The organism is Thermostichus sp. OS-CIW-20 (genome assembly GCF_054061455.1).
Map to the genome: position 1 here is coordinate 138,983 of NZ_JBSSEF010000003.1, position 13,881 is coordinate 152,863.

General features: G+C 61.5%; 15 protein-coding genes. 7 read left to right on the forward strand and 8 right to left on the reverse strand.

The window, feature by feature from the left end:
- Positions 1-59: 59 nt before the first annotated feature.
- A complete protein-coding gene (gene grxC / locus ACVWXC_RS02475; RefSeq protein ID WP_011429436.1) occupies positions 60-320 on the forward strand; it encodes a glutaredoxin 3 in 261 nt (86 codons plus the stop codon).
- Between the two features lie 51 nt (positions 321-371).
- Here the strand turns inward: grxC and ACVWXC_RS02480 are convergent, their stop codons facing one another.
- The 3 genes from ACVWXC_RS02480 to ACVWXC_RS02490 form a co-directional block, all read right to left on the reverse strand.
- The gene (locus ACVWXC_RS02480; protein ID WP_011429437.1) at positions 372-668 is read right to left on the reverse strand and encodes a DUF2470 domain-containing protein; all 297 of its coding nucleotides are present in this window, start codon (positions 666-668) and stop codon (positions 372-374) included.
- 148 nt (positions 669-816) lie between these two features.
- Entirely contained in the window at positions 817-1,344 is a 528-nt protein-coding gene (locus ACVWXC_RS02485) for a class I SAM-dependent methyltransferase (protein ID WP_011429438.1), read from the reverse strand.
- A 9-nt stretch (positions 1,345-1,353) separates the two neighbouring features.
- A complete protein-coding gene (locus ACVWXC_RS02490; protein WP_099812432.1) occupies positions 1,354-2,238 on the reverse strand; it encodes an arginase family protein in 885 nt (294 codons plus the stop codon).
- A gap of 231 nt (positions 2,239-2,469) precedes the next feature.
- Between ACVWXC_RS02490 and ACVWXC_RS02495 the strand changes: the two genes are divergently transcribed.
- Positions 2,470-2,895, forward strand: coding sequence for a photosystem I reaction center subunit II PsaD (locus ACVWXC_RS02495; RefSeq protein WP_041438839.1), 426 nt, complete (start codon positions 2,470-2,472; stop codon positions 2,893-2,895).
- Positions 2,896-3,264: 369 nt separating this feature from the next.
- On the opposite strand, the gene ACVWXC_RS02500 is transcribed toward ACVWXC_RS02495, so the two are convergent.
- Positions 3,265-3,873: a peroxiredoxin gene (locus ACVWXC_RS02500; protein WP_011429441.1), complete on the reverse strand. Its 609-nt coding sequence runs from the start codon at positions 3,871-3,873 to the stop codon at positions 3,265-3,267.
- Positions 3,874-4,035: 162 nt separating this feature from the next.
- On the opposite strand from ACVWXC_RS02500, the gene ACVWXC_RS02505 reads away from it, so the two are divergent.
- Entirely contained in the window at positions 4,036-4,272 is a 237-nt protein-coding gene (locus tag ACVWXC_RS02505) for a hypothetical protein (protein WP_099834660.1), read from the forward strand.
- A 1-nt stretch (position 4,273) separates the two neighbouring features.
- Here the strand turns inward: ACVWXC_RS02505 and ACVWXC_RS02510 are convergent, their stop codons facing one another.
- Positions 4,274-4,531: a DUF1830 domain-containing protein gene (locus ACVWXC_RS02510; protein WP_457390890.1), complete on the reverse strand. Its 258-nt coding sequence runs from the start codon at positions 4,529-4,531 to the stop codon at positions 4,274-4,276.
- A gap of 256 nt (positions 4,532-4,787) precedes the next feature.
- On the opposite strand from ACVWXC_RS02510, the gene glpX reads away from it, so the two are divergent.
- The 4 genes from glpX (at position 4,788) to typA (ending at position 9,666) form a co-directional block, all read left to right on the forward strand.
- Positions 4,788-5,831, forward strand: a complete 1,044-nt coding sequence (gene glpX, locus ACVWXC_RS02515; RefSeq protein WP_011429446.1) for a class II fructose-bisphosphatase — start codon at positions 4,788-4,790, stop codon at positions 5,829-5,831.
- Between the two features lie 318 nt (positions 5,832-6,149).
- Entirely contained in the window at positions 6,150-7,445 is a 1,296-nt protein-coding gene (locus ACVWXC_RS02520; protein WP_011429447.1) for a glutamyl-tRNA reductase, read from the forward strand.
- Positions 7,446-7,557: 112 nt separating this feature from the next.
- Positions 7,558-7,665 carry a photosystem II reaction center protein Ycf12/Psb30 gene (gene psb30 / locus ACVWXC_RS02525; RefSeq protein ID WP_011429448.1) on the forward strand — a complete coding sequence of 36 codons (108 nt, stop codon included), beginning with the start codon at positions 7,558-7,560 and terminating at the stop codon, positions 7,663-7,665.
- A gap of 183 nt (positions 7,666-7,848) precedes the next feature.
- Complete coding sequence (gene typA, locus ACVWXC_RS02530) at positions 7,849-9,666, forward strand: translational GTPase TypA (protein WP_457390893.1); 1,818 nt, start codon at positions 7,849-7,851, stop codon at positions 9,664-9,666.
- Positions 9,667-9,676: 10 nt separating this feature from the next.
- On the opposite strand, the gene ACVWXC_RS02535 is transcribed toward typA, so the two are convergent.
- From ACVWXC_RS02535 to ACVWXC_RS02545, 3 genes are all read right to left on the reverse strand, one after another.
- The gene (locus ACVWXC_RS02535; RefSeq protein ID WP_457390895.1) at positions 9,677-11,785 is read right to left on the reverse strand and encodes a M48 family metalloprotease; all 2,109 of its coding nucleotides are present in this window, start codon (positions 11,783-11,785) and stop codon (positions 9,677-9,679) included.
- A gap of 37 nt (positions 11,786-11,822) precedes the next feature.
- Positions 11,823-13,139, reverse strand: a complete 1,317-nt coding sequence (locus tag ACVWXC_RS02540; RefSeq protein ID WP_457390897.1) for a competence/damage-inducible protein A — start codon at positions 13,137-13,139, stop codon at positions 11,823-11,825.
- A gap of 121 nt (positions 13,140-13,260) precedes the next feature.
- Positions 13,261-13,755: an N-acetyltransferase family protein gene (locus ACVWXC_RS02545; RefSeq protein ID WP_457390899.1), complete on the reverse strand. Its 495-nt coding sequence runs from the start codon at positions 13,753-13,755 to the stop codon at positions 13,261-13,263.
- Between the last annotated feature and the right edge of the window lie 126 nt (positions 13,756-13,881).

A 13,881-nucleotide genomic window follows, 5' to 3' on the forward strand; every position in this document is an offset into this window, starting at 1 on the left:
CCGGCCTCGGAGAAATGTTAAGCTATGTAAAAGTGTGTGAAAGTGTTGGTTATCTCCCTATGGCCGTTGAGATCTACACGTGGCGTTTTTGTCCCTTCTGCATCCGCGCCAAGCAACTGTTGGATCGCAAAGGGGTGAAGTACATCGAATACGCCATCGATGGGGATGAGGCGGCGCGGGCGGAGATGGCCAAGCGGGCCAACGGGCGCCGCTCCGTGCCCCAGATTTTTATCAACAACCAGCACATCGGCGGCTGCGACGACCTCTACGCCCTTGAGGCCCAGGGCAAGCTGGATTTGCTCCTGCAGCAGGCCAGCTAGCTGCCTGCTTTCCTGCTAGCCTGGGCGGGATCCAAACCCGTTAACTTGTGGCTAACCGGCGGCCTGCCTGAGCTGGGCACGGGCTTGTTTGAGCATGGCAATCAGGGTGTGGTGGGCATCTTCAGAATCTTTGAGAGGGTGATCAAAGGGGATGCGCAGCTTCCGCACAGCCCCATCCACCTCCACCTGTAAGTCCATTCCTTCCGCGTCGATGGCCTCCATACGGGCCTGGACCACTCCTTCCACCTGGCCGAAGACCCTGGCGTAGAGGGCCACGGCATCGGCGTGGTCTTCGTTCATGTGTTTGCAGATGCGCTCGCTAACTTGAGGGGTGAGAGGATCGCCCATAGAAGGTGGGAATTGCCAGGTACAGGTTTTAGTCTAGCGGAGTCTTGACCGAAACCTTGGCGGCGCAGATCCCGCTCTTCCCCTTTCCCCCCGTATACGGGGGATGAAAGGGGGGAGAACGCCAATCAAAGAGCTAGTTGAGGGCAGGCTAACGGTTGCCAGGGCCAGCCATATCTCGGTCTAGGTTGCAGCCATCTCCGATCGCCCTCTGGATAGGGTTGAGACGCCTTTGCCAGCTTTGCACCTGGGGATCCGGGCTGAGGCCGTGCTCGAGAAAAAACAGCTTGCCCCCCACCCGCAGCACCCGCCGGATTTCCCCCAAAGCCTTGGCCAAATCGGGGATGCTACACAGGGTCCAGGTGCTGACCACGCTGTCAAAACTCTGGTTCGAAAAAGGCAGCTCTTGGGCGTCCGCCACCAGCCAATCGACGGCGATGGAGGAAGCCGCGATGCGGCGGCGGGCCAGGGATCCCATGCCGGGGTTGGGATCTGCCACTGTAATTTTTTGAATGTGCTCTGGGTAGCAGGCCAGGTTGAGGCCGGTGCCAAAGCCGATCTCCAAGACCGCTCCCCGCACCTGGGCCAGAAGCTGCCGCCGATAGCTCTCCAGACGCTCGCTGGCCAGAGCCCAATCCAGCAACCTCGGAAAAAGCACCTGCCGGTAGAAAGCCTTCATAAGCCGGGCTCAAGAGGTTCGCGATCTATTTTCGGGCCGTTCGAGCGTAGCGGGGTTGGGGGCCAGCTTCAGGGAGTAGAGGCCGTAGCAGGCCAGCAGCCAATTGAGCAGGCGGGCCACCATGCGGGCGGTTGGCCGCGTCGCCGCTCCCACCGCCACTCCTCCCAAGGAAAGGCCGATCACAGGGCGGGCGGCGAAGATGGCCTCACAGGTTGTTAACAGTTGAAACCAACTCAGCCCCCCCGGCTCCGGGTGGTGCACCGCCGGCGCCAAAGAGGGATCCAGCACACTGCAGTCCACCACCAAGAACACCGGCTGCTCCGGCAAAGCCTCCACCACCTGCTGCGGATCCCAGCCATCCTGGGCCCAAAAGATCGGGCTGGCGTGGTTTTTCAGCCAGGCGTAGGCGCGGGCACTGCCGCTGCGCAGCCCCACATGCACCACCGGCAGCCTATGCTGGTAGAGCAACTCCACCCAGGCAGCGTTGCCATAGCCCATATCTTGCTCCGGCTGGGTCATCTCCTCGGGCGGCATCAGGTTGGCATGGGCGCTGCAATGCACCACACTCAGGGCGAGGTAGTGCTTCCAAAGGGCACGAATGGCTCCCCAACTGGCCGCCAAGACCGAAGGCAACAGCACCGGCCACTGTTGTCGTCGCCAAGCCTGAATAACCGCCGCCTCACACATGCCATAGGGCGGCTCATCCACCAGCCCCGGCAACTGCGCCACTGCTATCTCATCCACATTGATCCCCAACCGCGGCTCAAAAGCACACAGCTCAGCACCGGCGTTGAGGATGGCCAGCGGCGCCTGCGTATCTGGGCCAAAGGCAGTGGGAATGAGGACAACCCTGGCGTTGGACTGGGAACTGGGATGGAGGGACCACTGGGCCATGGGCGTCGTTCCTGTTGCAAACGTGGGGCTCTGCCGCCTGCTTCTATGGTGGCTCAGAGAGTAAGCCGGGATCCGCCCGCGCCAGAGCTGGATCTGCTACGAAAAATTACAGTTCGCCGGCAGATCTGGGGTCAAAAATCGGGCCGATGGTACATTCAAAGTGCTCCGCGCCTCAACCCCAAGCGCGGCCCAACAACGCAAACGACGACGAGAAGGTAGGCTATGGCTGTGATGGAAGGCGATCCCCGTCAGGGGGCAAAGTTGCCCCTATTCGGGGGATCCACCGGAGGGCTGTTGAGCGCAGCCGAAACCGAAGAAAAATATGTGATCACCTGGACAGGCAAGCCGGGGCAAGTGTTTGAAATGCCCACCGGCGGCGCCGCCGAGATGGTGGAGGGCAAAAACTACCTCACCTTCGCCCGCAAAGAGCAGTGCCTGGCGCTCGGCGCTCAGTTGATCTCCGAGTTCAAGATCAAGGACTACCAGATCTTCCGCATCCCGGCGGGTGGACAGCCGGAACTGGTGCATCCCAAGGATGGTGTCTTTCCCGAGAAGGTCAACGAGGGGCGCCAGCCCGTCGGCAAGGTGGATCACAACATCGGCAAGAACAAAGAGCCGGTTACCTACAAATTCACCAACGGGAAACCCTGGGACTAATTCCGGCGACCTTTGTCTTTCTGTCTTGTCGGATCCCCTGGCCAGCCCAGGGGATCTTTATTTGTTCGTCTCCACATTTGTTCGTCTCCACTGGCAACCGGTTTGAAAGGGTTCGGCGCTGTTAGCCCTCACCCCCGGCCCCTCTCCCCGAGGGAGAGGGGAGGCGGAAGGTCATGTTGAGAAGAGTCGGATCCTTTGTCGGGCTGCCTTTTGCTAAAAAAAAAGCTCCAGCAAAGCATACCTACACGGAACTGTCTAGAGGTGTCTTGACAGCGCCTTTACGAGTCCGTTTATGGACTACGTGAGAATCCCCCGCCTTCAGGCGGGGGAGTGTCAAAACCCGGGATCCCTGACAGGGCCTGGACAAGCCTACTTGGCAACCGCCGCGAAGAACTCCTTGGATTTCACCGGGTCGGGGTTCAGGGTTCTCTGGCCGGGCTGCCAGTTGGCCGGGCAAACTTCATCGGGGTGAGCTTGCACGTACTGGATGGCCTGCAGGGTGCGCAGGGTTTCATCCACGCTGCGGCCAAAGGCCAGGTTGTTGATGGTGGCGTGCTGGATGATCCCTTCCTTGTCGATGATGAACAGGCCGCGCAAAGCCACCCCTGCCGCCGGATCCAGGACATTGTAGGCGGCGCTGATCTCCTTTTTCAGGTCGGAGACCAGCGGATACCTCAGCTCGCCCACCCCTCCGGCTTTGCGGTCGGTCTGAATCCAGGCCAGGTGAGAGTACTCGCTATCCACCGAGACGCCGAGGATCTCCGTGTCCAGCTTGGCAAACTCGTCGTAGCGATCGCTGAAAGCCGTGATCTCCGTCGGGCAGACGAAGGTGAAGTCCAAGGGGTAGAAGAACAGCACCACGTACTTCTTGCCCCGGTAGTCGGAGAGCCTCACCGTCTTAAATTCCATGTCGTAAACGGCAGTGGCCGAAAAATCGGGAGCGGGCTGCCCCACCCGCAGACATCCTTCCTGAGACATCAGTCGACGCTCCTTACGGTAAAGTACAAATGTAAACTAAACCTAACATACCATACTCATAATGACTTTGTCTTACTGGCTGGCTAAGCTGGAGCGCCGCGATCCAGGGGATCCCCATTTCTTTCCGTTTTTCGGCTCTGCCAGGTCAGGGAGTCGGTTGCCATGAGGGTGGCGCTGGAGTTTCTCTACCACTTCTGTTGTGACCGCTGCCGGCGGTGGTGGAGAGGGGATCGCCTCTATTGCCCCTACTGTGGCTATCACAATTGCGTGGAGCGCATCGATACCTTTCGCGACGCCGCGCGAGGCAGTTGCCTCACCCGTCCTCCCGATGCCCCCTCTGCCGAGCTGCCCTGCGAGGAAACCGAGGCTCGGCCTCAGGAGCCGGGATCCCCAAGCTGATTCATCCGTTCACTGCATCTGCCAGCCTGTCCAGGTGGGGGTCAGCCTCAGGCAGTGAGGAGTCCAACAAACGGCGGCAGGGGTGGCGCTCTTCCAAAATGGTGGTAGAACAGCAGCAGCTATAAACCTCCAGGTAGTCGTCCGGCTCTGCCTCGAAAATGGCATACTGGCCGGGGAAGAGGGTGCGCTCCCAGTGGCCGGGAATTGTTCGGATGACCTGAACCTGCTGAGAACAGTTGACGAAAACGTATCTTTCCATTGCGTTTTTTTTAATCGCCTTAAGAAAAACTTATTGGCTTTAAGCCAGGCTATCACTCTTGATCCCCAGCCGACAATAGCCAACGAGCAAGACGGGGATCGCTCTTTCTGCTTGACTTTGGCCGATTTGTTTTCTCAGCTTATGAAAGCTGAGGCAAGGGGATCCCGAGAAGAAGCCCGCCTGGTAAACTGAGGGGAAGAGTCTGAAGATATCCTTAATTGGCCTTCATCGTTCCGACATACCAAGGGGGCACGCCGTGGACAACAAGTTGGGGCTAGAGATCATCGAAGTGGTGGAGCAGGCTGCCATCGCCGCCGCCCGTTGGATGGGCAAAGGCGACAACAAGACCGCCGATCAGGTGGCCGTCGAGGCCATGCGGGAGAAACTGAACCAGATCCCCATGCGCGGCCGCATCGTCATTGGGGAGGGAACCCGCGATGAGGCCCCCATGCTCTACATCGGGGAAGAGGTGGGCATCTGTACGCGCCCGGACGCCGAGCAGTTCTGCCGCGTGGAAGAGCTGGTGGAAATCGATATTGCCGTGGATCCCTGCGAAGGCACCAACCTGGTGGCCAAGGGCCAAAACGGCTCCATGGCGGTGCTGGCCATCTCCGAAAAAGGCGGCCTTCTGCACGCGCCGGACATCTACATGCAGAAGCTGGCGGCTCCGCCCCAGGCCAAGGGCAAGGTACATCTCGACTATCCGCCGGAAAAGAATCTTCAGATTATCGCCGAAAGCCTGGATCGGGAGGTCTCCGATCTGACGGTGGTGGTCATGGACCGCAAGCGCCACGTCGATCTCATTCGCCAAATCCGGGAGGCGGGGGCGCGGGTAAAGCTGATTACCGACGGCGACATCTCGGCGGCCCTCTCGGCAGGCTTCAACGGCACCGGCATCCACGCCCTGATGGGGATCGGGGCAGCCCCAGAGGGGGTGATCTCGGCGGCGGCGCTGCGCTGCCTCGGCGCCCACTTCCAAGGTCGGCTGATCTACGACCCCGAGGTGGTGCAGGCGGGCACCTACCTGCCGCCGGTGGAAGAGACACGACGGCAACTGAAAGAACAGGGCATCGAGGATCCCGACAAGGTGTGGGAATGCGAAGAGCTAGCCAGCGGCAAGGAAGTCCTCTTTGCGGCCACCGGGATTACTGATGGCGACCTGATGCGCGGGGTGCGTTTCTTCGGCGGCGGGGCACGCACCGAGACCTTGGTGATCTCCAGCCAGTCGCGCACGGTGCGCTTTGTGGATACCATCCATATGAAAGACGGCCAACAGCCCCGCAGCCTGCAACTGCGCTGACGGATCCCCGGCCCGACATCTCCCTCGGCAAGGGCGGCTTTCCTCTGGCGAAGGTCGCTCTTGTCCTTTGGGAAGTTAAGAAATCTATCAGTCAGTCGCCCGAAAAAACGTAATAACTCTTCAGCAAAATCCTGCAAAACCGGCTCGATACTGTTCTTAGGGTTTAGGTAGGCTGAGAAAAGTTACCTAAGCTTGCTGCAGCCGAGACAAGGCAATCCCTTGACATCGGTCTTGCCTTCCTTGTCCTAGCTAGGTGAGTTTGCTTTTGTTCATAGTTTCTGTTTTTAATAACTGTTGCTGTACAGACGACGGAGAGGCATGTTTATCGCGGTTGTCGGTCTTAGCCATCGCACAGCTCCTGTGGAGATCCGGGAGCGCCTCAGCATTCCCGAGGCCGAGGTGGGGGAGCGGATCCAGCAGCTCCGTGCCCACCCCCACATTGAGGAAGCGGCGATCCTCAGCACCTGTAACCGGCTGGAGGTCTACATCGTCACTCCAGAAATGGAAAGTGGTGTCCGACAGACGATGCAGTTCTTGGCCGAGGCGAAAGGGATCCCGCTGCCCCAACTGCGCCCGCACCTGTTTACGCTGCTCTACCAGGATGCGGTGACGCACCTGATGCGGGTGGCCGCCGGGCTGGACAGCTTGGTATTAGGGGAAGGGCAGATCCTGTCGCAAGTGAAGAAAGCGCAGCAACTGGGCCAGGCCTGCAACGGCATGGATCGCATCCTCAACCGCCTCTTCAAGGCGGCCATCACCGCCGGCAAGCGCATCCGCACCGAGACGGGGATCGGCACTGGCGCCATGTCCATCAGCTCGGCAGCGGTGGAGTTGGCCTTGCAGGAGCAGGGATCCCTTTCTCAGGGCAAGGTGACCGTGGTGGGGGCGGGGAAAATGGCTCGCCTGTTGGTGCAGCACCTCTTGGCCAAAGGGGCGGTGGATATCACCGTGGTCAACCGCTCCTTGGAGCGGGCAGAAGCGCTGGCCAAGCAATTTGAGCAGCCAATTCAAGTATTGCCTTGGGAGTCGCTGCTGAGTAGCATAGCGGAGTCCAACCTGGTCTTCACCAGCACCGGCGCCACCCAGCCCATCCTCACCTACGAGCAACTGGCGGGGGTGCTGCAGCCGGATCAGCCGCTGCTGTTGGTGGACATCTCGGTGCCCCGCAACATCGATCCCGGCGTGGAAAAGCTAAGAGGGGTACAGGTGTTCAACGTGGATCACCTCTCCCGTATCGTGGAAGAAAACCGCGCCCAACGGCAAAAGCTGGCCCTGGCCGCCGAAGCCTTGGTGGAAGAAGAAGTAGAACAGTTTATGGAGTGGTGGCGCTCCTTGGAGACGGTGCCCACCATTTCCAGCCTGCGCCACAAGGTGGAGTCCATCCGCGAGCAGGAGATGGAAAAAGCCCTCTCCCGCCTGGGCAAGGACTTCGCCGAAAAGCACCTGGAGGTCATCGAGGCGCTCACCCGCGGCATTGTCAACAAGATCCTGCATGATCCCATGGTGCAACTGCGGGCCCAGCGGGACATCGAGGCGCGGCGCAGGGCTATGCAAATTCTGCAGGAGCTGTTTAACCTCGATCCAATGCCGTTTCAGGCGCAGCAGGAGCGCTAGGGATCCCCAGGGGGTGAAGTGGGGTCAGGTGTTGAAGAATTGTAACAGCTCTCTCATCTCAGGGGGAGAGCTGCCCTTAGGATACAAAACGTAAGCGCTGGGAGTTGGGGGCATGTTCGGACAGTACGAAGTGTTTGTGCAGTTGCTGCTGTTGGCCTTGATCGTCCTGGCAGGGCCAGCGGTCATTCTGCTGCTTTACCTGCGCGGCGCCGATATGTAGGCGAGCCAGGCTGGTTGCCGGCGCAGTTGACAGAACCCCCTGAGCAGCCCCTGTCGGCATCGACCAGGGAGTTCGGCTTGTTTCTTTGTTATCTCTTAATGTAACGCTTCTTTGCGCTACAGTTATAGAGACAGCCCTAGGGCAAACTCGCCTGTAGGGCAATACTTTATGGGTTGATTATTTATGTCACTCCCCATCCGCAACGTCGCCATCATCGCCCACGTCGACCACGGCAAAACCACACTTGTGGACGCCCTGTTGCGCCAGGCGGGCACCTTCCGCGAGGGAGAGGACATTCCCGCCTGCGTGCTGGACTGCAACACGCTGGAGCGGGAGCGGGGCATCACCATCCTGGCCAAAAATACAGCCGTCCGCTACGGCGAAACCCTGATCAACATTGTCGATACCCCCGGCCACGCCGACTTCGGCGGGGAGGTGGAGCGGGTGCTGGGCATGGTGGAGGGCTGTCTGTTGGTTGTGGACGCCAACGAAGGCCCGATGCCGCAAACCCGCTTTGTGCTGCGCAAGGCGTTGGAAAAAGGCCTGCGCCCGCTCGTAGTGGTCAACAAAATCGACCGCCCTTGCGCCGAGCCCTACAAAGTTGTCGACAAGGTTCTGGATCTGTTTTTGGAGCTGGGGGCAGACGAAGACCAGTGCGATTTCCCTTACCTCTTTGCCTCGGGGTTGCAGGGCTTTGCCCTGGAAGAAGCCGACCTGAAAGCCTTTTTGGAAGGGAGGTACAGCGGCCCCTTGGACATGAAGCCCCTCTTTGAAGCCATCCTCAAGCATGTCCCACCGCCGATTGGGGATCCGGCCAAGCCGCTGCAACTACAGGTCACCACGCTGGAGTACTCGGAGTACTTGGGCCGGATCGTGATCGGCAAGATCCACAACGGCACCATCCGCCTTGGGGATCAGTTGGCGGTGGTCAAAGAAGATGGGTCGATTGCCAAGGGCAAGGTAACCAAGCTGTTTGGCTTCCAGGGCTTGCAGCGTGTTGAGCTGACCGAGGCTACTGCCGGCCATATCGTCGCCGTGGCGGGGTTTGCCGAGGCCAACATCGGCTACACCCTCACCTCTCCCGAAAACCCGCAGGCCCTGCCGCTCATTAAGGTGGACGAGCCGACGTTGCAGGTGATGATCTGCGTCAACGACTCTCCCTTTGCCGGCCAGGAGGGCACCTTTGTTACTTCGCGGCAATTGCGGGAGCGCCTGCTGCGGGAGCTAGAAACCAACGTGGCGCTGCGGGTGGAAGAAACCGACTCCCCCGATTGCTTTTTGGTCTCCGGGCGGGGCGAGCTGCACCTGGGCATTTTGCTGGAGACCATGCGGCGGGAGGGCTACGAGTTTCAGGTGGGGCAGCCGAAGGTGATCTTCCGCGAGGTAAATGGCCAGCCCTACGAGCCCTACGAGTGCTTGGTGCTGGATGTGCCGGAATCCACGGTGGGCGCCTGCATTGAACGGCTGGGGCAGCGGCGGGGAGAGATGCAGAACATGATGGTAGGCGCGGACGGACGGGCCCAGTTGGAGTTTGTCATCCCGGCCCGAGGGCTGATCGGCTTCCGCAGCGAGTTCATCCGCATTACCCGCGGCGAGGGGATCATGAGCCACAGCTTTTTGGAGTACCGTCCCCTGACGCCGGGGATCGAGACCCGCCGCAACGGCGTGCTGATCGCCTTTGAAGAGGGGGTGGCCACCACCTATGCCCTGAAAAATGCGGAAGACCGAGGGGTGTTCTTTATTACGCCAGGTACCCGCGTTTACAAGGGCATGATCGTGGGCGAGCACAACCGGCCGCAGGACTTGGAGTTGAACGTCTGTAAAACCAAGCAACTGACCAACCACCGCGCTGCCGGCGGGGAGGAGCTGGTGCATTTGCAGGCGCCGGTGGAGATGAACCTGGAGCGGGCGCTGGAGTACATCGGCGAGGACGAGCTGGTGGAGGTTACACCGAAGTCGGTGCGGCTGCGCAAGGCGCAGTTGACGGCCTCTCGCCGCTAGCGGTCGGCTCCTACCGTCGCAGGTAGAAGCGCAGGTTGGGAAAAGAGAAGGCCCCCCAGACGCCGAACAAGACGACTCCCAGGCCGAACAACGCCAGCCACAGGCGGGGACGGCTGTGGAGCTGCTGGGATCCCGCCTGGACGTAGGCCAGATCCACCCAGGCGGTGTTGCCGCGGCGGAACCAGCCCACCACCTTGACGCGCTGACCCATGAGGGCGCGGAGCCGCTTCAGGCCGGAAAAGACATTGCCCACCGGCCCCAGGGGAGAGGTGAAGCGCAGCGGCATCAGCCCAGTGGCATCTTGCAGCTTCAGCTCTGCCCCCAGTTGGTAGCCAGCCTGTCCCAGCCCCACCAATTCCCCCTCCAACTCCACCGGCTGGCTGCGGCAGGGATCCGCCTCGGGATCGGCCAGCAAGTGCAGCACATCGGTCGGCTGGGGCGACAGGGATCCGCGGTACATCAAGACCGCCTTGGATCCCAGGCCCAGGCCATAGCCCACCACCGCTGTTGCCGCAATCACCTTGGGATCGAGGCGATCTGGCAGCGCCAGATAGAGGATCAGCCCCAGGAGCCAGCCAATTACCATCCCGCTCACTTCGGCAGCATAGATAGCCAGATCCAGCCAGAAGCGGCTTTGCAGACGGGCCCCATCCAACTTGGGTCCGGATCCCAGGCTCAACTCTGGCAGCAGGCGCAGCCGTTGGGCATACCCCGCCAAGACCTGGAAGCGGTGCCCCAGCAACGGATGGCTGGAGTTGACCTGCATCCAGCGGGCCCAGGGGTTGAGCTGATCCCAGAGAAAGACTTGGCCGGCTTGGGCGGGATCCCGCAGGCAGCTGGCGGCACTGGCGACGGCGGTGGTTTTGAAGTCCAAGAAGCTGAAGAGGCGGGTGCAGTGCAGCAGCGAAGAGGGGCGGCGGTCGTTTTTGTCGGCCTCCTGCAGGCCGGCAGCCGCTTTGAGCAGAGCGGCCATCAGACCGTTGGGATTGCCCGTCGCTTCCACTGCAAAATGGTCGGCGTGGTAGGTGCCGAGGCGACAGAGGAAAAACAGGGGATAGGAGAGCACCGTGTAGATCAGGTAGAGCAGCGGAGCCACATGCCCGATCAGATCCCGCCGCTTGTTTGCCAGTTGGCTCACCTGCTCCAGGGCCAAGTAAACCAGTTGAACGGGGGATCCCAGTAGGGTCAGGATCAAGATGTCGCCGTTGAGGATGCGCCCCAGGGCTTGGGCATAGACGGCGGCAATCTCATCCGGGGCAAGCTGCTGCAACAGGGCCTGGGTGACCACGATGCGGCCGCCGTCGGGAAGCGTGCCATAGACAAAAGCCAGCGGCCCCCCTTCCGGGATCACCCCCAGCCGAGGCAGTTTTAGCTGTTTTTGGGCGCAGAGGCGCTGCAGCAGACGGGCAGTCTCGGGACTGTGGCGCTCGATTTCCCCCAAGGTGGCCCAGCGCAGCTTGTGCAGCCGCCGGTGCAGGTGATCCATCAGCCAGGGGGCAAAAAACAAAAGGCCGACGCCAAAGTTGACCGCCAGGCTGCCGGCTACCAACCAGCGCAGGCCATTGCGCAGCCAGGGCAGCAACCCCTGCAAAAACCAAAGCTGCCGCGGAAAACTCAGCCGTCCGAAATCCAGGTGAGCGCCCACCAGCACAAAACTCAGCCACCAGAGGAACAGAATGCCCACCCCCAGGGATCCCCACTTGGCCCAGCGCAGAGGGCCGGCCCGCTCCGGCAGGGGGATCTTCAGGCCCAATTGACCGGCCCGTTGGCGGCTGGAGAGCGGCTGAGCCTCAGGAGCTGGCTCTGGGGAGGGTGGGGAAGCAGCGGGTTTTTCCACCGTTTGGGGCAGGCGGGGCAGGATTTTTTGGGCCCAGCCTCGCGCCTGCGGATCCGGGTGCTGCAGCAGTTCCAGACAAAGCGCCCGCGCCTTCTCCGTCTCGCCCAACTGATGGTAGGCCCGCACCAGGTTCATCTGGGCCTCCAGGGCTTGGCTGTCGGATGCGCCTGCTTCGCCCCGCTGGCGAGACTGCGCCAAGTAGGCCTCCAGCAGTTGGATGGCTTCTTGGAAACGGCCCTGCTGCAGCGCCTCCCTGCCGGCCTGAAGGGCATCGGGGGTCATCAGCCTGCTCCGAGATCTGCCTGCTCCCCCAGCTTACTCAAGGATTTGGCCTTGCTGAGGTGGATCCCCCCGAAAGGGGGTAGTGGAGCAAGCGCCGCCGCAGGCAATCCAGCGCCGTCTGGGCGCTCCACCAGCGCACCCCCTCTCGGCCCCGCAAGCTGCCGAAGCGGTACTCGTGGACTTCCACTTTCCCCTCCGGGTCGGCCAAGCCCAGATAGACCAGGCCAACCGGCTTGGTGGATGTTCCCCCCTCTGGGCCGGCAATGCCGGTAATGCTCAGGGCCCAGTCGGAGCCGAGGACTTGCTTGGCCCCCAGGGCCATCTGGGCCGCCACCGGCTCGCTCACGGCCCCGTGCTGCCGCAGCGTCTCTGGATCCACCCGCAAAAGCTGCTCCTTGATGCGGTTGTCGTAGGCAACAATCCCGCCGACAAAATAGCGGGAGCTGCCCGGGATCCCGGTCACCAATTGCCCCAGGAGCCCGCCGGTGCAGGATTCCGCCACCGCCAGCGTTTGCCCCCGCTGCAGCAGCAGCTCCCCCACCACGCTGGCCAAGGTGGCCTCGTCGCTGCCGAAGTAGTCTTCCCCAGAAACCTGTAAAATCTGCTCCACCACCGGGGCAATCAACGCTTCCGCCGCCTCGCGCGTGGGGGCGCGTCCGGTAACCCGCAGGCGCACCTCCCCCTGGCTGGCGTAGGGTGCCACGGTGGGATTTTCCCCCGCCAGCAGGGATCCCACCCGTTCGGCCAAGGTCGATTCGGGAATGCCCCAGTAGCGCAACACGCGGCTGTAGAACACCTCCTGGCCCCAGCCCAGGGAGCGCAAATAGGGCACAGCCGTCTCCTGCCACATCTGCTGCATCTCCTGCGGCACCCCGGGAAAGGTGAGGATGTGCAGGTCGGGCCGCGGCTGCCAGATGAGGCCACAGGCGCTGCCGACCGGGTTGGGCAGGACGGTTGCCCCCTGAGGCAAAAAGGCCTGCTTGCGGTTGCTGGGGGAGGGCTCCATACCTCGCTGGCCGTACTTCTGCCGGATCTCCTCCCAAACCTGCGGGTGCTCCACCATCTCCACCCCGAAGAAAGAGGCCAGCGCCGCGTGGGTCAGATCATCAGGGGTCGGCCCCAGGCCGCCGGTGATCAAAATCAAACGGGAGCGGTTGCAGGCCACCTCCAGGGCGTGGTGGATGCGGGCTTCGTTGTCCCCCACCACCGTTTGGTAATAATGGGGGATCCCCAGCTTGGCCAGCTCGGCTGCCAGATATTGGGCGTTGGTGTTGGTGATCTCTCCCAAGAGCAACTCTGTGCCAATGCAGAGGATCTCAGCCCCCTGGGGAATAGCGGTTTGCGGTGGGCTCATGCTTGGCCTTGAGCTCAGCTCAGCCGCAAGTATACAAGCATAGAGGTCTCGGCCCCCCTTCACGCCCTCAGATTTTTGGCTGGTCGTCGGCCATTCCGAATTGCGATCCCAGAAGACTTGCTCAAGCTCGCCAGGGATCCTCGGCCAGCCGAGCCAAAGCTTCCAAATCAGCACCCACCACGCGGTGCAGGATCCACTCGGGATGTGGCTTGGCGCCCAGGCGCCGGTAGAACTCCAATCCCGGCTGGTTCCAATCCAAAACCATCCACTCCAGCCGCCCGTATCCTTTGGCCACCGCCTCCTGGGCCACCCGCGCCAAGAGCGCCCTGCCGATGCCCCTGCCCCGGAACTCCGGCAACACGAACAGGTCTTCCAGGTAGATTCCCGGCCGGGTGAGGAAGGTGGAGAAATTGCGAAAGTAAAGAGCAAAGCCCACCGCCTGCCCTTCTACCTCCGCCAGCAACGCCGAAACGAAGGCCTCGGGGCCAAACAGATGCTGTCGCAGCAGCTCAGCGGATCCCGTTACCAAGTGGCTCAGCTTCTCGTACTCGGCCAAAGCACAAATGAGATCAAACAGAACGGGCGCATCCTCAGGGGTGGCAGGGCGGATTTCCATCAGAACCTCCGGGGTACTCCCGCCACAGCAGAGCTTGGCGGGATGGGGGATAGGCGGTGAGACGAAGGGGTTCAATGCCCCTGAGTCTCACAATCTGGGCGTTGCCTGCTGCTCGACATACTTCTT